Source organism: Corynebacterium sp. HMSC074A01 (genome assembly GCF_001831515.1).
Lineage (GTDB): Bacteria > Actinomycetota > Actinomycetes > Mycobacteriales > Mycobacteriaceae > Corynebacterium.
The window spans coordinates 188,099-204,020 of sequence record NZ_KV825615.1 but is presented as its reverse complement, the minus strand read 5'-3'; the positions used below and the strand labels follow the sequence as shown (position 1 = coordinate 204,020).

Sequence of the window (15,922 nt, the reverse complement as noted above, 5' to 3'; positions counted from 1 at the left end):
TTTGAGGTTAGTTCGAACGGACTTTAGGCGCGGCACCCTTGTTCAGCCAGGCGTAGACGCCGCCCATGAGTAGGCCACCGCCGACGTAGTTGCCCAGCCACACGAACAGCCAGTTGGACAGGCCGTTGACCAGGGTGAAGCCTTCGAAGTGCTCCGGTCCGATGCCATAACCGGACAGGGAGAAGATGACGAAGGACGCGATCGAGTGCTCGTAACCCATCGCAGCGAAAGCTGGGATTACCAGAACGATGGCGATGAGCTTGGCGGTGTAGTCCTTGCCAGCCTGTACCGCCATGAGGATGCCGATGTTCACCACGATGTTGGCGAAGATGCCCTCCAAGAAGAGGTGCCAGGGATCCTTGGCTAGCTTGACGTTGGTGAGCCCGGCGAGAAAGTTCTCCGGGTCCACCGCCTCAAACGCGGTGGATTTGGTGATGAAGTACGCGGTGAGCAGGACGCCGAGCAGGTTGAACAGGGTGCACACGACAACGAGAACGAAGCCGTTGAACCAACCCAGCCGTTTGGTGGTTGAGCCGTAAGTGGCAAACATCATGTTGCCGGTGGCTAGTTCGGCACCGAGGACGACCATGACGTACAGTGCCGTAGCGAAGATGGCGGCGAAGACAAATTTGCCGAAGCCAGGTGCCTCAGCCTCGACCGCTGTGGCCGCCACGGCGGCGAACGCGGTAATGATTGTGAGGAACAGCCCGGCGAGCATGGAGCGTACGGCGAACTTGGGGAGTTCGTTGTTGAAGAGGTACGCCTTGAAGCCGATTGATTCGGCCAACGTGCTGTCAAAGTTCATAGGTAACACCATACGTGGTTTTGATTGGGGTTACCAATTGAAAACGGGTGATGTCCGCCACCGGCTGTGGGGCGGATGGGATTTGGTGTTTCCCCACCACACATGCTTTAATACTGCAGTTGTCTCTCGCTGGTCGGGCTTGCAGCGCGTTTCCGAGTTGGAAGTCCGAGACCCTTCGACCGTTTACGTGGTTCGTCGATAAGCGAAGGCACAATGAGCACATGACCACGTGCGTACAGGACGGAAATCTGACGCACATCGATCCAGGTCAGGAGACCAACTGTGATTCAGAAGGAATCGCGTCTGAAGGTCGCCGACAACACGGGCGCACGCGAAATTCTGTGCATCCGCGTCCTCGGCGGCTCTGTTCGACGCTTCGCCGGCATCGGCGACACGATCGTCGCCACCGTGAAGGAAGCTGCCCCGGGCGGCAACGTCAAGGAGGGCGAGGTTGTCAAGGCGGTTATCGTCCGCGCAACCAAGGAAACCCGTCGTCCGGACGGCTCCTACATCTCCTTCGGCGAGAACGCTGCCGTTCTGATCAAGAACGACACCGAGCCCCGCGGCACCCGCATCTTCGGCCCCGTTGCCCGCGAGCTGCGCGACAAGAAGTTCATGAAGATTGTTTCTCTCGCACCGGAGGTGATCTAACTAATGAAGATCAAGAAGGGCGACATGGTCCAGGTCATCGCCGGTAAGGACAAGGGCGCACAGGGCAAGGTCATCGAGGCCTACCCGAAGCGTGACAAGGTCCTCGTCGAGGGCGTCAACCGTGTGAAGAAGCACGTCGCAAACTCCTACAACGAGCGCGGCGCAGAGTCCGGCGGCATCGTCACCCAGGAAGCAGCAATCCACGTGTCCAACGTGATGCTCCTGGACTCCGACGGCAACCCGACTCGCGTCGGCTACCGCTTTGACGAGGACGGCAAGAAGGTCCGCGTTGCCAAGTCGAACGGGAAGGACATCTAGCATGAGCGAGAACTACACTCCGCGTCTGAAGACCCGCTACCAGGACGAGATCCGCACCAAGCTGAACGACAAGTACAGCTACGACAACGTCATGCAGATCCCGGGTCTGACCAAGATTGTTGTCAACATGGGTGTTGGCGACGCTGCGCGTGACTCCAAGGTCATCAACGGCGCACTCGAGGACCTCACCGCGATCACCGGCCAGAAGCCGCAGCTGCGTCGCGCGAAGAAGTCCATCGCAAACTTCAAGCTCCGTGAAGGCATGCCGATCGGCGCGAAGGTCACCCTGCGTGGCGACCGCATGTGGGAGTTCCTGGATCGTCTCCTGACGGTTGCACTCCCGCGTATTCGCGACTTCCGCGGCCTGAACGACAAGCAGTTCGACGGTGCGGGCAACTACACCTTCGGCCTGTCTGAGCAGACGATGTTCTACGAGATCGACATTGACAAGATCGACCGCCCGCGCGGTATGGACATCACCGTCGTCACCACCGCCACGAACGACGAAGAGGGTCGCGCACTGCTGACCCACCTCGGCTTCCCGTTCGCGGACAAGGACGGCAAGATGAAGCAGGCTTAAGCCTTCGCTTGAGCGCTCCACAGATGCCCCCGGTTCACTAGAAGAACCGGGGGCATTTTTCGTGTATGCGGCTTACTTAACTTTTCTGCGAGTCGGGCGGAAACGCGATATCGAGCAGTTCAATATCGGTGAGCGTTGCAGGGTTGTACCACAATACGGCTTCGATCCGGCCCTCGTCGTTGTAGAGCGTTACCCAGTGCTCGTAAAGGACAATTCCTGATCGCCCATCGTCGGCCCACGGTATGCCGAGGGCGTCGAGTTTTTCGGTAAACCTCGACGTGGGGATGTGGAACGGGATTCCGAGGAAACTAGCGTTGTTTTCCGGGCTGATCTCCAACTCAGCCACCACACCGTCCTTTTCGGTTGCTTGGGCGGCAAACTTGTGCCCGCCGACGGTTACGCTCGCCCGGTATCCGTTTCCGAGGAATGTGTTCCAATTCATACGGTCGATGATGGGCTTCGGCTCAGGATTTCCCATCGCGTGTAATACGTCCCTGAAACTCAACGGGGCGTCGGTGGTGAAGTCGACGAGTGGCTCGTAGTTCGCCCGCTCTTCGGCTGGTTGAACAGGGGGTTTGGCGCGTGCTGCTGCCTCGGCTTCCAAGTTTGCGTCGTAGATGGCCCGCGCCGTGTTGACGTCTCCGACGATGGAGACCATTCCCGGTTCAGCGGCGACAGCGATGGTGGTTGCTTCTATGTCTGCGCGCTTGATCATTACGTCGGCCAAGCGCGTGCTTGTCGACGTCGCGCTCCCGCCCCCAGCCGCCTCCGCCAGTGCCGGGGGAAGGAACTCCTCGAAGACAAACACGTTGCCCACGTTGTCGATCTCAGCGAAGTGGAGCGTTTCCCCGGTGACCCGGCTGCGTGCGGCGGCAAGCAGGCGAAGGAAGTGGAGGTGGTCGTCTTTATCGGGCGACAATGCCACCCCTAACTGCTCCCAATACTTCACCGTGTTTGAAGCGAGATTTGCGACGGCATCCAACGCATTTGTGGCTATGAGATCAGACGGGTCTGGGTCTTCGGGCCATGCATCATCTGCCGCCTTGTCGAGCTGTTCATAGCAATCGTCCATGCGCTCCTGGGCTGCTTCGGAAAGCGAGAAATCCTTTGTCGCTTCATCGAACTCGATGCTGTTGATAATGGCGGTGACCTCCGGCCACCTTGCCGTGCAAGGGCGGGCGAAACCGTGGAGCAACACCTTCGCGGTCTGGAGGGCACCGAGGGCTTTCGTGGTGGCGGAACCGGCCTTTTGGATTGCTTCGTCGTAAAACATTTCTGCCGTTGGTCTCCTCGGTTTCTTGCCAAGTGCGGCCCACCCTACCACTGGGTGTCTGGCATACGAGAGATATTTTGCGCCCACCGTGCGGATAGTGGAAGGTATCGGCGCAGGCTGTGAAAGATTTCGCATAGTTAGACTAGCTATATTCAATTTTCCCAGGTCAGCAGGAACCGGCAAGATCGCGCTGCGGAAAATTTCACGCTACCCGCGCGCGAAGGCGAGGCGCTGCGCAAAACGGGCATAGTCCTCGCGGATCTCGCTGAGCGGGGCCACCACAGTTTCCTCGGAAACGATGGCAATCTCCCGGCGTAGCGCCGTCTTCGTGCGCCTGCGCACTCCGGACCCGAGCATCCCGCCGAAGACGGCGCTGATCAGGCCGATAATCAGTCCGGTGAGGAGCCCGGCCATGATCAGCAGGGTGGGGATGGGCCAGCCTTCGACGTCCGGGACCAGGTCGGTGCCGAGCAGGGGAGTGAGGATGCCGGGTACGAACGCCACGAGCAGGTACCACAGCACGCCGATGAGCGCGGCGACCAGGGCGAGCCACTGCACGATGGTCAGCAGCGACCAGGCCTTCGACGGCTGGGCCGGGACGCGGGTGCGCGCGACCGCCCGGTCAAGTGCCTCGGGTACCTGCTCGGAAGCCTGGCTCGCGCGGTCGGTCACGGCTGCGGCCCACTGCTCGGGAAGCCCGGCCGCGATGGCTTCCGCGTAGTCGCGCACGCCCCGGTTGGCTACGGCCTTGGATGCAGCGTCGAGTTCCGGCATGGAGGAGCGGTGTACGCCCACCTCGTCGGACTGCTCGCGCACGCCCATGCGCTTGAGCGGATCCGGCCGGAAGCGGGTGATCCAGGAGGTCAGCAGCCAGCCGGTGCGCTCGCGCAGGCGCTTGCGGTACGCGGCGGCGGCGTTGTTGGCCAGACGGTCGGCACCCGCGGCCTCGGCGAGGGTGGCGTCCATATCGCGTTTGGCCTGCTTGTCCGGGCGCGTCTTCTTCTCCTGCTTGGCCAGCTGCTTGCCGGTGGCTGGAGGGAGTAAGTCTGCGGTCGCGGACTGGATGTCGGCCTCGATGCGGGCGGACTGCGCGGTGCGGGCGCGGGCGACGCGGGTGATGGCGGCGCGCAGGTCATCAATCCCGGCGCCCGTGCGGGTGGAGGTGGGGACGACGTGGGCGTTGGACAGGCCGTCGTCAAGCAAAAGCCCCTTGAAGGACGCGCTGACGGTGTCGACGTCGCTGGGGGCCAGCAAGTCGGACTTGTTCAGTACGGCGAGCGTGACCGCGGCGTGGCCTGCGTGCGGGCGGATGAACTGCTCGTGGATGACGCTGTCGGCGTACTTTTCGGGGTCGGAGACCCAGACGAGCACGTCGACCTGGCCGGCGAGGCGCTCGGCGATCGCGCGGTTGGAAGCTTCGACCGAGTCGAAGTCGGGCAGGTCGAGCAGGATGAGCGGGCCAGCGTCGGGGGCGAACTCGCCCGGGCGGGCGCGGCGGTCCTCGACCCCGAGCCAGTCGAGCAGCTCCTCGGAGCCGGCGGGCTGCCAAATCGCGGCGAGCGGGGAGGACGTTGTGGGGCGGCGGGCGGCGGCCTTGCCAAGGTCCTCGCCGACGATGGCGTTAAACAACGAGGTCTTGCCGGAGCCGGTCGCGCCGAAGAAACCGACGACGGTGTGCTCGGCGGACAAGGCGCGGCGCTCGGCACCGGCGCGGGCGACCTTTTCCAGCCGCTCGCGCTGGGCGGGGGAGAGGTAGCCGCGGCCGATCTCTGCGGCCTCCTCGAGCGCGGTGAGGCGCTCGCCAAGGGTCGGCTTAGCGCTCAGCAGTGCCATTGGCGTCTCCCTCCGGGGCCGGGCGGGTAAACGTGCCACGCAGCTGGTCGAGTAGGCCGCGCAGCTTGGAGTCGGCCTCGGCGTCGGGCGTTGCAGCGGGCGCGGGCGCGGAAGCAACCGCGGGCACGGCCGCTGCTGCTGGCATCGTTTCGGGGAAACGCGCGCTGGCCTGTGTGCGAGCCTCGGCGGAAAGCGCGCGCAGCTCGGCGGCGTCGGTACCAGCGTGCAGTGGCGCGGTGATCTCGCGGTAGCGCTCGCGCTCGCTCCCAAGCAGCGCTTCGAGGCGCTCGTTGAGATCGGCGCGGGCGTCCGCAGCCATGCGGCGGACGGTGTCCTCGCCGAAGATGGTCTCCAGGAGTTTCTGGCCGACGACGGCGGAGCCGCCCGCGATGGCGATCTCGCCGCCGGTCAGCCCGGCGGTGGAGGCGAAGACCACGAGCATCAGTGCGACGGTCAGCACGTTGAGGCCGAAAGACATCACGCGGGCGCGCTGCCGCTTCTGGCCTGCGGTCTCCTGGATGCGTGTCAGCAGTGCCTGTTGCCACTGGCGCACAAGTGCTGCGGCGTCCTCGGAGATCGTCTCGCTCGCCCGGGCCAGCTCGGGCGCGGCCTGCGCACGCAGCTCGGGGGCGACGGCACCCACGTGCGACCAGGATTTCGCGGCGGCGGTTTCGGCGGCGTCGACGATTACGGCGTGCAGGCCCGACTCGATCTCGGTTTCCACCTCGCGCAGCGGCGCGGGCTGGCCCGTAAAGAAACTGCCCACCTTGTCCACGGCCTGGCTAAACCAGCGCTCCACCCCGCGGAAGGCGTCCGAGGTGCCCACCACGTCCTGCCAGCGGTCGAGGACCTCGGTGCGCAGAAGCTTGCCGTCGCTGGTGGCGTCGATGACGTGGTCGCAGGCGCTGCGGTAGTGCGCGTCGATCGCGGTGTCGATCTGCGCAGCGAAGGCCTCCTGCTGCTCGCGGCGTGCCCCAAGCTTCTCGACGCGCACCAGCACCCCGCCCAGCGCACCTGCCACCGTCTTGCCCGCCACCTCGCGGCGCGCTGCGGTATCCCCGGCAAGCCGGTTGAGGTAGTCGCGCAGCTGCGCAACCAGCTCATCCGGCAGAAACTCCCCGCCTGCCTGCCCGCCGAGGTCGGTGACGAAGGGGACCTCGAAGACGGTCGCACCACTCAGGCCCGCCTCGTCCATCATGCGGCGCAGGTCGGACGGCACGGTTTCGGCGGAGGCCTCGTCGAGACGGTTGAGCACGACGACGACCTCGATGCCGCGACCGGCGGCGTCGTGGAGGAAGTTCCACACCAGCTGATCCGCGTAGCGTGCTGGCGTGGTGACGAAGATCCACAGGTCGGCGGCGGCGAGAAGCTGAGAGGCCAGGGCCCTATTGTGGTCGTCGATGGAGTCGAAATCGGGGGCGTCGACAAGCGCGAGCCCTGCGGGGATGGTGGCTGTTTCCACCACCCGCAGCGTGGTGGACTGCTCGTCGCCCGCGCCGTGGGAGCGGGCAAGACCTGGCAGGACCTCGGGCGAGTTGAACCAGTCCGCGTTGGCGGGGTTGGCCACCAGCACCGGCTGGCGAGTGGTGGGGCGGATCACCCCCGGGTTGGAGACGCGCTCGCGCAGTACCGCGTTGACCAGCGTGGACTTGCCGGAGCCGGTAGATCCGCCGATGACGGCGAGCAGCGGGGCGTCGAGGTTGCTCAGACGCGGCAGGATGTAATCGTCGAGTTGGTTGACCACGGCGCGGGCGTCGGCAGCCGCGGCCGGATCGCTCGGCAGCGCGGTGCCGGCGAGTGCCTCGCGCAGCTCGCGCACTGCGGCGATCAGCTCGGCGGGGGATTGGGGAGTGCTCACGCCCACCATTCTGGCACAGGGGCGCGGGCACGGACCCGCGCGGTCACGCTGGTGGGATCACCCCCGCGGATACCCCTGCTGCGGGCGAAGGATCGGCGGCCGATGCGTTAGCATCATGCACTGTATTACACGCATATGTACGCAAACTGGGGCGTACGCGAGCTAAGGAGGAGCGATGGCGCTCAACGACACAATTCAAGCCGGTGCAGGCAAGAAGGAGGAATTGCTGGACAACGAGCCCGCCCGCTTCTTCGTGCGCTCGATCCTCGGCGGTATCTACCTCATGGTGGGCACCGCTTTCGCTGCCGTGGTGGGCAACATGACCGAGCAGCTCTTCCCCGGCTCCGGCGCAGTGGTCTTCGCCATGCTCTTCGGCCTCGGCCTGTTCGCCATCGTCGTGCTCGCGGCCGAGCTGGCCACCGGCGACATGATGTTTTCCTCCTGGGCCGCCACCGTGCGACAGTTCTCCTGGGGGAAAGGCATTTGGATCGTCGTTGTCGCGACCGTGGGCAACCTGGTGGGCGCGCTGCTGATCGCCTGGATCTTAAGCCAGTCGGCCAAGTTCGGTTCGCTGGATGACACACACCTGATCTCCACCCTCGTGGAGGGCAAGTTGAACAAGGGTCCGTGGGGCACGTTCATCGAGGCGGTCCTGGCGAACTTCGTGGTCAACATGGCTATCGTGGGTGCGCTGCTGTCCAAGGAGGTCATCTCCAAGTTCATCGTGATCCTGCCGATGATCGCCATCTTCGTCGGCCTCGGGCTCGAGCACGTCATCGCGAACTTCTGCCTGATGGGGATGGAGCTGTTCGCTGACCCGCAGGCAGAGAGCTTCACCTTCGGCGCAGTCGCCCTGAACTGGATCATCGTGTGGGTCGGCAACTTCGTCGGCGGCGGCCTGGGCATCGGCGCGGTCTACGCCTGGTTGAACAAGACCAACACCGTCTACAAGGACTAAGCGCCCGCCCGCTTATCGACGCCTAACGCTCCTCCGCCGGCACCAAATCGAACTCCGTCACGCGCAGGACCTTCTTCGGGTCCTGCTGGAAGGCGATGCCGAGGCGGTTGTAGCTGTTGACCCCGACCGCGCCAACGATCAGCGCGCGCACGTACTCCTCGCCGAAAGCCTCCGTCGCGCGCTCCCACAGGTCCTCGGACAAGGACTCAGGCGTGTCCTCCAACTCCGTCAGCGCGTCCGCCAGCTCGAGGACAAGCGCCTCGGTCTCGCTGAACTCGCGCGCGTGGCGAGTCCACTGCTCCACCTTGAGGATGTAGTCCTCGCTCCAGCCGTGCTCGCGTGCGTTGCGGCGGTGAATCGCAGTGCATACCGGGCACCCGTTAACCGCCGTCGCCCGCACGCACACCAGGTGGGCGTGGTCCGGGTCGGTGTTGTCCCGCAAGAATTGCATAGGCGGGTAGAACATCTCGATGATTTCTTTGGGTACGTGGCGGGGCGTCATGCCTATGATTCTACTGAACGCAAGTTGCCCGCGTACAGGTTGAATCTGCGGTTGCGCACGAAGCCGGCGAGCGCCATGTTCGCCTCGCGCGCCAGCTCCACCGCGAGCGAAGAGGCCGCGGAGACCGCCACGAGCGCGGGGAAGCCCGCCACCGCCGCCTTCTGCACGAGCTCGAAGGACGCACGTGAGCTCATGACCAGGATCATGTCGCGGGCCGGGAGCGCGCCGTCGAGAAGCAAATGCCCGATGACCTTGTCGGCTGCGTTGTGGCGGCCGATGTCCTCGCGCACCACGATCGGGTTGCCCTTCAAGTCGAAGGCCCCGGCGGCGTGGATGCCGCCGGTTTTGCGGAATTGTTTCTGCTCGGCGCGCAGCCGCTCGGGCAGCTCGACGATCAGCTCTGGGTCCAGCTCGATTGGTGTAATCGGAGTGCGCACCTTGTGGAGTAGCTCGCTAATGGACTGGGTGCCGCAGACCCCGCACGCGCTGGTGGTGGGGGTGAGTCGGATGAATTCCGGCGTGACAGGTTGCGCCGTCTCGGCGAGCTCCATGTCCAGCAGGTTATAGGTGTTTTCCCCGCCCGCGCCGACCGCGCCCGCGCAGTAGCGGGCGGTGCGCACGTCTTCCGCTGAGGTGATCAGCCCTTCGGCGAAGCACCACCCGTGCGCGAGCTCTACGTCATGCCCCGGGGTGCGCATGGTGGAGGTCAGCGTTTTTCCCTGCGCGCGGATCTCTAGGGGCTCTTCCACCGTGACGGTGTCCGCGCGGGTGTCCGTGTAGAACTTCGGCCCGTCTTCCCCCTCTTCGGGGACCGTGACCTTGGTGACGGCGAAACGGCGGTTAATCCTGCTCATCCGCGCTCCCCGTGTCGTAGCGCTTGAGCAGCTCGCTGGTGCGCGCGATCAGGGCGCGGACCTGCTCTGCCTGCGCGGTGTCGTCCTGGGGTAGGCCGGCCTGGCCTGCGGCGAGACCCACGAGGAAGGCGGTGGTGGGCGCGGCTGGGCGCGACGGGCCGTTGTGGGCGACGTCGGCAGTCAGCTCCAGGATGTCGCCGACGAGCTCGCGCACCAGCGTCGGCGAGATGTCGAACTCCTCTGCCAGCGCCGCGAGCCAGGCGTGGGTGGATTGGAGGCTTTCCTCTCGTGCCATGGGTGCTCCTTTTCGTTGATCGTGTGTCTCCCACAGTAGCCACCGGCGCGCTTTTCGTAGGGGTAGCGCGAATAGGCGATGTGTAGTAAAAATAAACGCACCAACCATAACGTACGAAAGGTAAAGCTCATGAAAGACATTCACAAGCTCAAGGCACGCGTCCAGAAGCTGCTGCGCCAGGCAGCCGATAGGGAAGGCACACCGGAAGGCGACTCCTTTTACGCCAAGGCCTTCGATCTCATGGCCGTCTACGGGCTGAGCGAGCGCGACGTGACCAGCGTTGGCCAGGGCAACGCGATCGAGCGCCGCACCTACGACATCAGCGGCGCGTACACCGACATGCAGGCCAAGCTCCTTTTCGCCATTGCCGACAGTCTGCACTGCACCGGCTTTTACCACCGCGCCTACAACTCCACGCGCGTCAAGCAGGCCACGCTCTTCGGTCACACCGACCACTTGGCGCGAGTTGACGCGCTCTATAGCCTGCTCGTCCCGGTCATGATGGCGGGCGCGCGTCGCCTGCACGCCACGCACCTGGGCGAATCCATCATCGTGACCCGCCGCTCGTACATGACCGGCTTCGCCACCCGCATCGGCCAGCGCCTCGCGCAGTCCGAGCGCCGCGTCACCGACACTTCGCAGGCCTACGCGCTTGCGCTTATCGACGATGCCGAGCAGGCCCGCAACGCCCTCGCCGACTTCGCCGCAGACCGCGGCCTCCACCTGCATGCGGACACCTCGAAGCGCTCCTTCGACCCGGACGCCTACCGGCAAGGACACGAGGCGGGCGACGCCTCCGACATCGGGCAGCAGCGGGTTGCAGCGCGACCTGCGCTGCCGTTCTGACGCGCGTTAGTTTCAGGCGTTAGTTTCGGACCAGCCAGGCCCCCGCCGCGACGATGAGCGCCTCCGCCCCGCGGTCCAGGGTGGGCTGCAGGTCGGGCGCGAACTCGGGCGAGTGGTTGCCCGGCGCATCTGGGTAGCTGGCGAACCCGCCCAGACCCCAGTAGCTGTAGGGGACACCGAGCGTGTCGGGGATGACGGAGAAGTCCTCCGAGGCCGGCACCCGTCCCAGGTCGGTCACCTCGTCGCCAAAGTGGGCCTCGAACGCTGTGCGCACCCTTTCGGTGACAGCCTCGTCGTTGCTGATGAGCGGGTAGACGTCGTAGTACTCAAACTCGGGCTCGCGGGGACTGCGCGCAGCAAGGCACTCCGCGCGCACGATGCGTTCGATCGCCTCTTTAAGGTGGTCGCTGACCTCTTGCGAGTACGCGCGCGTGTTGATGAGCAGCGTGGCGGAGTCCGGGATGATGTTGGACTTGAAGCCGGCGTTGATCGCGCCAACGGTCAGCACCGCCGTCTCCGCCGCGGTGATCTCGCGGCTGACCACGTGGTGCAGCCGGGTGACGATGGTGGAGGCGAGCAGCACCGGATCGACGCTCTTTTCCGGCATCGAGCCGTGCGAGCCCGTCCCGTGCACCGTGACTTTTGCGGAGAACGCCTGTGACAGCACCGGCCCGACCTGGGTGCCGACCGTGCCGCCGGGCAGCGAGGAGAGCACGTGCTGGCCGAGGTAGACGTCAGGGCGCGGGATGGCCTCTGCGATGCCGGCCTCCACCATGGCGCGAGCCCCCGAGGCGGTCTCCTCCCCGGGCTGGAACACGCCGACGAGCGTGCCCGACCACGCGTCGCGGTGCGCGTGGAAGGCTTCGAGCGCGCCCAGCAGTGAGATGAGGTGGGCGTCGTGGCCGCAGGCGTGCGCGACCGGGTACTCCGTCCCTGTTGCCTCGTCGACCTGGGTGGCGGTGGAGGCGTACTCCTTGCCGGAGGTCTCGCGGACCGGCAGCGCATCGATGTCGGCCCGTAGCGCGACGACGGGGCCAGGGCCGTTCTCGATGGTGGCGACGACGCCAGTCTCACTCGGCTGGGTGAACGAAATTCCGGCAGCCTCGAGCTCTTGCACGATGCGCTGCGTGGTTTGCACTTCCTGCATCGACAGTTCCGGGTGCTGGTGGAACCACCGGTACGCCGCTTCGCGTGCCTCGCGGGTGCTGTCGAGATGGTTGAGGATAGGTTGCAGTGCGGGCTGGGGGCTCATGTGCGAGAGTGTACGCGTGGGCGTCGATAAGCGATTTGCCCTGCGCGGTGACCTGCGTATAGGGTTATCCGTCGGACTTGTGTGAAAACCACAAGCCGACAAGACCAAATGTACATCCAACTTTGTTGCAGGCCCCCCGCCCGATTTGCGGACCGCGTGCAAGGGAGGCGGCGAGCGCCCCACGTTACTGAGCGTGGGGAGCGTGAAGTAGCCCCCGACAGACCATGCGGAAAACGCGACCTTTATGGGTCAGGTGGGTTGATGAAAATCGCAGGGAACCGCAACGAGAAAGGAACCGGTCACTCGCTATGACCATGACTGATCCGATTGCGGACATGCTCTCCCGCGTGCGCAACGCAAATAACGCGCGCCACGAGACCGTGTCCATGCCGTCCTCCAAGATCAAGGTGAACATCGCCGAGATCCTGAAGCAGGAAGGCTACATCGCTGACTACAAGGTTGAGGACGCCAAGGTGGGCAAGGCCCTGACCCTGGACCTCAAGTACGGCCCGACCCGCGAGGCTTCCATCGCCGGTCTGCGCCGCGTTTCCAAGCCGGGTCTGCGCGTGTACGCAAAGTCCACCGACCTGCCGCAGGTCCTTGGCGGCCTGGGCGTGGCCATCATCTCCACGTCCCACGGTCTCCTGACCGACCGACAGGCCCAAGAGAAGGGTGTAGGCGGGGAAGTCCTCGCTTACGTCTGGTAAAGGGGAGGTTGAATAGACTATGTCGCGTGTAGGTAATGCACCCATCGCAATCCCGAACAACGTCGAGACCAAGATTGACGGCCAGACCGTCGAGGTGAAGGGCCCGAAGGGCACCATGACCGTCGACATCCCGGCCCCGATCACCGCAGCCGTCGAGGACGGCCAGATTGTGGTGTCTCGTCCGGATGACCACCGTAAGAACCGCTCGCTGCACGGCCTGTCGCGCTCGCTGATCAACAACCTCGTTGTCGGCGTGACCGAGGGCTACAAGATCAACATGGAGATCTTCGGCGTTGGTTACCGTGTCCAGCAGAAGGGCAAGGACCTCGAGTTCTCCCTCGGCTACTCCCACCCGATCCTCATCGAGGCTCCGGAGGGCGTCGCATTCGCTGTCGACGGCAACACCAAGTTCTCGATCGAAGGTACCGACAAGCAGCAGGTTGGCCAGATTGCGGCGAACATCCGCCGTCTGCGCAAGGATGACCCGTACAAGGGTAAGGGCATCCGTTACGCAGGCGAGCAGGTACGTCGCAAGGTCGGAAAGACGGGTAAGTAATCATGAGCAATACTGCAGAGAACACCAAGCGCACCCCGGTCGGCAAGGACATCTCGTCCCGCCGCCGCGAGGCCCGCGCACGTCGCCACAACCGTATTCGCAAGACCCTGCGTGGCACCCCGGAGACCCCGCGTCTCGTCGTGCACCGCTCCTCCCGCCACATCCACGTCCAGGTCATCGACGACCTCGCCGGCCACACCCTCGTTGCCGCATCGTCGATGGAGCCGGACGTGCGCAACCTGGACGGGGACAAGAAGGACAAGGCAGCCAAGGTTGGCGCTCTCGTCGCAGAGCGTGCCAAGGCAGCCGGCATCGAAGCCATTGTCTTCGACCGCGGCGGCTACAAGTTCCACGGCCGCATCGCAGCTCTTGCACAAGCAGCTCGTGAAGGTGGTCTGAAGTTCTAATGATCACCGCAACCATCACCATCAACGGAAGGATCGCGTAATGGCCGAACGTGAACGGCGTGACGGCGGACGCTCCGCCGACAACCAGAACAACAAGGGCAACAGGAACGAGCGCGGTGGCCGCGGCCGCCGCGACGACCGCCGCAACCAGAACGACGACCGCGATAAGTACATCGAGCGCGTCATCACCATTAACCGCGTCGCAAAGACCGTTAAGGGTGGCCGCAACATGTCGTTTACCGCGCTCGTTGTCGTCGGCGACGGCCAGGGCATGGTCGGCGTCGGCTACGGCAAGGCGAAGGAAGTCCCCGCCGCAATCCAGAAGGGTGCAGAAGAGGCTCGCAAGAACTTCTTCCGCGTCCCGATGATTGCCGGCACCATCCCCCACCCGGTCCAGGGCGAAGAGGCCGCAGGCGTCGTCATGATGCGCCCGGCAGCTCCCGGTACCGGTGTGATCGCCGGCGGCGCAGTCCGTCCGGTGCTCGAGTGCGCAGGTGTCCAGGACATCCTGGCCAAGTCCCTCGGCTCCGACAACGCCCTGAACGTGGTTCAGGCAACCGTTGCCGGCCTGAAGGAACTGGTGCGCCCCGAAGAGGTCGCCGCAAAGCGTGGCAAGGACCTCGAGGACGTCGCTCCGGCCCGTATGCTGCGCGCACGTGCAGGACAGGAGGCGTAAACCACAATGGCACTGAAGATCACACTGCACCACGGCAAGGTTGGCGAGAAGCCGCAGACCCGCAAGAACCTCGAGGCTCTTGGTCTGCGCAAGATCGGCCAGTCCGTGATCAAGAAGGACAACGCCGCAACTCGCGGCCAGGTGCTCAAGGTTCGTCACCTTGTCACCGTCGAAGAAGTTGCAGGGGAGTAGATAGCACATGGCTGACATCATCAAGCTTCATGATCTGCGCCCGGCAAAGGGTGCGAACAAGCCGAAGCACCGCGTTGGCCGCGGTGAAGCCGGCAAGGGCGGCAAGACCGCCGGCCGCGGTACCAAGGGTACGAAGGCTCGCTACCAGGTTTCCGCAGCGTTTGAGGGCGGCCAGATGCCGCTGCACATGCGCCTGCCGAAGCTGAAGGGCTTCAAGAACCCGAACCGCGTCGTATTCCAGGTTGTCAACGTCAACGACCTGGCCAAGGCCTTCCCGAACGGCGGCGCCGTGTCCATCGAGGACATCGTCGCAGCTGGCCTGGTTCGCAAGAACCAGCCGGTCAAGGTCCTGGGCAACGGCGACATCGACGTCAAGCTCGACGTCACCGCCAACAAGTTCTCCAAGTCCGCAGCCGAGAAGATCAAGGCTGCTGGCGGCTCCATCACTGAGGCGTAAGCGCCTCTCAGGGTCTGAGAACGCTTTAAGGCCCGCCGCCCCTGTGTAAGGGGTGGCGGGCTTTTCGCGTTGGGGGTTAGTGGTTGAGTGGCAGCTCAAAGACAAGGTTCTCGCACGTGATACGTGCATTTGCGTTGCCGTCCCACACGGGGTTGAGGCCAATCTCTTTGAGCGCTTCGACGACTAGGGTGGCAACCTCGGCATCCGTTTCCAGGCTGGGGTTTTCTCTGTCCCCGAAGCCGAAGTAGAGCAGCCCGCTGTGGATGAGGCTGTCTACGTCCTGCTGGGTGCAGTAGGCATAGCCACGGTGGCCGTCCTCTTCGGCGGCCCTGCCGCCGCCCTCAACGGCTTCGGCCTTGGTGTAGCCCTCGTCGAAGGAGAACGAGATGTTGCGCTTTGCCAGCGCTTCGTGCAGGGCTTCGATGCGCTTGGCGTCCTCGGAGGCCTCCGGCACGAGGCAGGCGTATTCTGCGCTGACTTCCTCTACCAGGGGTGTTGGGTCGGAGTCCATGTCGTCCTCCAGCCACGCGGTGATTTCATCGGGGTGCCATCCGTGGCAGAGCATGAGAGAAATCTGGCTGGTGATTTCGTCGGCCTCGTAGATGCCGTCGGCGGGAGGGAATTTGCTTGTGGTCATGGCGTGGGAGCTCATGCCCCTGCAGCGTAGCGAATTGCGCGTGAGGTTGCCGCGGGGTGGGCGCGTGCGGGTCGGGTCGCCGGGCGCGGCTAGACAGCGCAAGTTGGACAGCGTTAGTCGGTCCCAAACCGGGATAAACGCTGTCCTGCTTGCGCTACCTGCGTGGAACGACCGCAAATGTCGAGACCTGGTTGTCGAGAACCCTTACAAAAACCAATGAACTCGACCTGCCGGTCTCGACATCTAGCAGGGTTACGGTCAAGCA

20 protein-coding genes are annotated in these 15,922 nt (G+C 64.4%); 11 read left to right on the top strand and 9 right to left on the bottom strand.

Translation table 11 applies throughout. The annotated features are described in order from the left end of the window. Positions 1-7: 7 nt before the first annotated feature. Positions 8-805, bottom strand: coding sequence for a formate/nitrite transporter family protein (locus tag HMPREF2550_RS04725; protein ID WP_070790015.1), 798 nt, complete (start codon positions 803-805; stop codon positions 8-10). Positions 806-1,087: 282 nt separating this feature from the next. Between HMPREF2550_RS04725 and rplN the strand changes: the two genes are divergently transcribed. The 3 genes from rplN to rplE are packed head-to-tail and all read left to right on the top strand — an operon-like array spanning position 1,088 to position 2,354. Further along, positions 1,088-1,456: a 50S ribosomal protein L14 gene (gene rplN / locus HMPREF2550_RS04720; RefSeq protein WP_038588343.1), complete on the top strand. Its 369-nt coding sequence runs from the start codon at positions 1,088-1,090 to the stop codon at positions 1,454-1,456. Positions 1,457-1,459: 3 nt separating this feature from the next. Further along, complete coding sequence (rplX, locus tag HMPREF2550_RS04715) at positions 1,460-1,774, top strand: 50S ribosomal protein L24 (RefSeq protein ID WP_038588348.1); 315 nt, start codon at positions 1,460-1,462, stop codon at positions 1,772-1,774. Between the two features lies 1 nt (position 1,775). Continuing rightward, positions 1,776-2,354, top strand: coding sequence for a 50S ribosomal protein L5 (rplE, locus tag HMPREF2550_RS04710; RefSeq protein WP_038588351.1), 579 nt, complete (start codon positions 1,776-1,778; stop codon positions 2,352-2,354). 76 nt (positions 2,355-2,430) lie between these two features. Here the strand turns inward: rplE and HMPREF2550_RS04705 are convergent, their stop codons facing one another. From HMPREF2550_RS04705 to HMPREF2550_RS04695, 3 genes are all read right to left on the bottom strand, one after another. Continuing rightward, positions 2,431-3,627 (bottom strand): hypothetical protein, encoded by a 1,197-nt coding sequence (locus tag HMPREF2550_RS04705; protein WP_070763275.1) that lies wholly within the window; start codon positions 3,625-3,627, stop codon positions 2,431-2,433. Positions 3,628-3,834: 207 nt separating this feature from the next. Next, positions 3,835-5,460, bottom strand: a complete 1,626-nt coding sequence (locus HMPREF2550_RS04700; protein ID WP_070790217.1) for a GTPase — start codon at positions 5,458-5,460, stop codon at positions 3,835-3,837. After that, on the bottom strand, positions 5,441-7,318 hold the full coding sequence (locus HMPREF2550_RS04695) for a GTPase family protein (protein ID WP_246817467.1): 1,878 nt from the start codon (positions 7,316-7,318) through the stop codon (positions 5,441-5,443). Before HMPREF2550_RS04695 ends, HMPREF2550_RS04700 begins: the two co-directional genes overlap by 20 nt. Positions 7,319-7,493: 175 nt before the next feature. On the opposite strand from HMPREF2550_RS04695, the gene HMPREF2550_RS04690 reads away from it, so the two are divergent. Beyond that, the gene (locus HMPREF2550_RS04690) at positions 7,494-8,276 is read left to right on the top strand and encodes a formate/nitrite transporter family protein (RefSeq protein ID WP_070763269.1); all 783 of its coding nucleotides are present in this window, start codon (positions 7,494-7,496) and stop codon (positions 8,274-8,276) included. Between the two features lie 22 nt (positions 8,277-8,298). On the opposite strand, the gene HMPREF2550_RS04685 is transcribed toward HMPREF2550_RS04690, so the two are convergent. From HMPREF2550_RS04685 to HMPREF2550_RS04675, 3 genes are read right to left on the bottom strand one after another with little or no spacing between them, the layout of a single operon-like run. After that, positions 8,299-8,778 (bottom strand): carboxymuconolactone decarboxylase family protein, encoded by a 480-nt coding sequence (locus HMPREF2550_RS04685; protein ID WP_070763267.1) that lies wholly within the window; start codon positions 8,776-8,778, stop codon positions 8,299-8,301. 2 nt (positions 8,779-8,780) lie between these two features. Then, positions 8,781-9,632, bottom strand: a complete 852-nt coding sequence (gene fdhD / locus HMPREF2550_RS04680) for a formate dehydrogenase accessory sulfurtransferase FdhD (RefSeq protein WP_070763265.1) — start codon at positions 9,630-9,632, stop codon at positions 8,781-8,783. Beyond that, positions 9,619-9,927 (bottom strand): DUF6457 domain-containing protein, encoded by a 309-nt coding sequence (locus tag HMPREF2550_RS04675; protein ID WP_070763263.1) that lies wholly within the window; start codon positions 9,925-9,927, stop codon positions 9,619-9,621. Before HMPREF2550_RS04675 ends, fdhD begins: the two co-directional genes overlap by 14 nt. 129 nt (positions 9,928-10,056) lie before the next feature. Between HMPREF2550_RS04675 and HMPREF2550_RS04670 the strand changes: the two genes are divergently transcribed. Next, complete coding sequence (locus tag HMPREF2550_RS04670; protein ID WP_070790013.1) at positions 10,057-10,773, top strand: DUF2786 domain-containing protein; 717 nt, start codon at positions 10,057-10,059, stop codon at positions 10,771-10,773. 19 nt (positions 10,774-10,792) lie between these two features. On the opposite strand, the gene HMPREF2550_RS04665 is transcribed toward HMPREF2550_RS04670, so the two are convergent. After that, positions 10,793-12,025 carry an amidohydrolase gene (locus HMPREF2550_RS04665; RefSeq protein ID WP_070790010.1) on the bottom strand — a complete coding sequence of 411 codons (1,233 nt, stop codon included), beginning with the start codon at positions 12,023-12,025 and terminating at the stop codon, positions 10,793-10,795. Positions 12,026-12,333: 308 nt separating this feature from the next. Here HMPREF2550_RS04665 and rpsH point away from each other — a divergent pair, with 308 nt between their 5' ends. From rpsH to rplO, 6 genes are read left to right on the top strand one after another with little or no spacing between them, the layout of a single operon-like run. After that, positions 12,334-12,732, top strand: coding sequence for a 30S ribosomal protein S8 (gene rpsH, locus HMPREF2550_RS04660; RefSeq protein WP_038588387.1), 399 nt, complete (start codon positions 12,334-12,336; stop codon positions 12,730-12,732). A 19-nt stretch (positions 12,733-12,751) separates the two neighbouring features. Then, positions 12,752-13,288: a 50S ribosomal protein L6 gene (rplF, locus tag HMPREF2550_RS04655; RefSeq protein WP_038588390.1), complete on the top strand. Its 537-nt coding sequence runs from the start codon at positions 12,752-12,754 to the stop codon at positions 13,286-13,288. A 2-nt stretch (positions 13,289-13,290) separates the two neighbouring features. Then, complete coding sequence (gene rplR, locus HMPREF2550_RS04650) at positions 13,291-13,695, top strand: 50S ribosomal protein L18 (protein WP_038588393.1); 405 nt, start codon at positions 13,291-13,293, stop codon at positions 13,693-13,695. Positions 13,696-13,735: 40 nt separating this feature from the next. After that, positions 13,736-14,371, top strand: coding sequence for a 30S ribosomal protein S5 (rpsE, locus tag HMPREF2550_RS04645; RefSeq protein WP_070763259.1), 636 nt, complete (start codon positions 13,736-13,738; stop codon positions 14,369-14,371). A gap of 6 nt (positions 14,372-14,377) precedes the next feature. After that, a complete protein-coding gene (rpmD, locus tag HMPREF2550_RS04640; protein ID WP_038588398.1) occupies positions 14,378-14,563 on the top strand; it encodes a 50S ribosomal protein L30 in 186 nt (61 codons plus the stop codon). Positions 14,564-14,570: 7 nt separating this feature from the next. Further along, positions 14,571-15,020, top strand: a complete 450-nt coding sequence (gene rplO, locus HMPREF2550_RS04635; RefSeq protein ID WP_070763257.1) for a 50S ribosomal protein L15 — start codon at positions 14,571-14,573, stop codon at positions 15,018-15,020. Between the two features lie 76 nt (positions 15,021-15,096). Here the strand turns inward: rplO and HMPREF2550_RS04630 are convergent, their stop codons facing one another. Then, entirely contained in the window at positions 15,097-15,672 is a 576-nt protein-coding gene (locus tag HMPREF2550_RS04630) for a DUF6891 domain-containing protein (protein ID WP_083317037.1), read from the bottom strand. Positions 15,673-15,922 lie beyond the last annotated feature (250 nt).

Excerpts from the sequence above, each read along its gene's own strand:
- HMPREF2550_RS04725 (WP_070790015.1), bottom strand. The coding sequence starts at position 805 with ATGAACTTTGACAGCACGTTGGCCGAATCAATCGGCTTCAAGGCGTAC.
- rplX (WP_038588348.1), top strand. The coding sequence starts at position 1,460 with ATGAAGATCAAGAAGGGCGACATGGTCCAGGTCATCGCCGGTAAGGAC.
- rplE (WP_038588351.1), top strand. The coding sequence starts at position 1,776 with ATGAGCGAGAACTACACTCCGCGTCTGAAGACCCGCTACCAGGACGAG.
- HMPREF2550_RS04705 (WP_070763275.1), bottom strand. The coding sequence starts at position 3,627 with ATGTTTTACGACGAAGCAATCCAAAAGGCCGGTTCCGCCACCACGAAA.
- HMPREF2550_RS04700 (WP_070790217.1), bottom strand. The coding sequence starts at position 5,460 with ATGGCACTGCTGAGCGCTAAGCCGACCCTTGGCGAGCGCCTCACCGCG.
- HMPREF2550_RS04690 (WP_070763269.1), top strand. The coding sequence starts at position 7,494 with ATGGCGCTCAACGACACAATTCAAGCCGGTGCAGGCAAGAAGGAGGAA.
- HMPREF2550_RS04685 (WP_070763267.1), bottom strand. The coding sequence starts at position 8,778 with ATGACGCCCCGCCACGTACCCAAAGAAATCATCGAGATGTTCTACCCG.
- fdhD (WP_070763265.1), bottom strand. The coding sequence starts at position 9,632 with ATGAGCAGGATTAACCGCCGTTTCGCCGTCACCAAGGTCACGGTCCCC.
- HMPREF2550_RS04675 (WP_070763263.1), bottom strand. The coding sequence starts at position 9,927 with ATGGCACGAGAGGAAAGCCTCCAATCCACCCACGCCTGGCTCGCGGCG.
- HMPREF2550_RS04670 (WP_070790013.1), top strand. The coding sequence starts at position 10,057 with ATGAAAGACATTCACAAGCTCAAGGCACGCGTCCAGAAGCTGCTGCGC.
- HMPREF2550_RS04665 (WP_070790010.1), bottom strand. The coding sequence starts at position 12,025 with ATGAGCCCCCAGCCCGCACTGCAACCTATCCTCAACCATCTCGACAGC.
- rpsH (WP_038588387.1), top strand. The coding sequence starts at position 12,334 with ATGACCATGACTGATCCGATTGCGGACATGCTCTCCCGCGTGCGCAAC.
- rplF (WP_038588390.1), top strand. The coding sequence starts at position 12,752 with ATGTCGCGTGTAGGTAATGCACCCATCGCAATCCCGAACAACGTCGAG.
- rplR (WP_038588393.1), top strand. The coding sequence starts at position 13,291 with ATGAGCAATACTGCAGAGAACACCAAGCGCACCCCGGTCGGCAAGGAC.
- rpsE (WP_070763259.1), top strand. The coding sequence starts at position 13,736 with ATGGCCGAACGTGAACGGCGTGACGGCGGACGCTCCGCCGACAACCAG.
- rpmD (WP_038588398.1), top strand. The coding sequence starts at position 14,378 with ATGGCACTGAAGATCACACTGCACCACGGCAAGGTTGGCGAGAAGCCG.
- rplO (WP_070763257.1), top strand. The coding sequence starts at position 14,571 with ATGGCTGACATCATCAAGCTTCATGATCTGCGCCCGGCAAAGGGTGCG.
- HMPREF2550_RS04630 (WP_083317037.1), bottom strand. The coding sequence starts at position 15,672 with ATGAGCTCCCACGCCATGACCACAAGCAAATTCCCTCCCGCCGACGGC.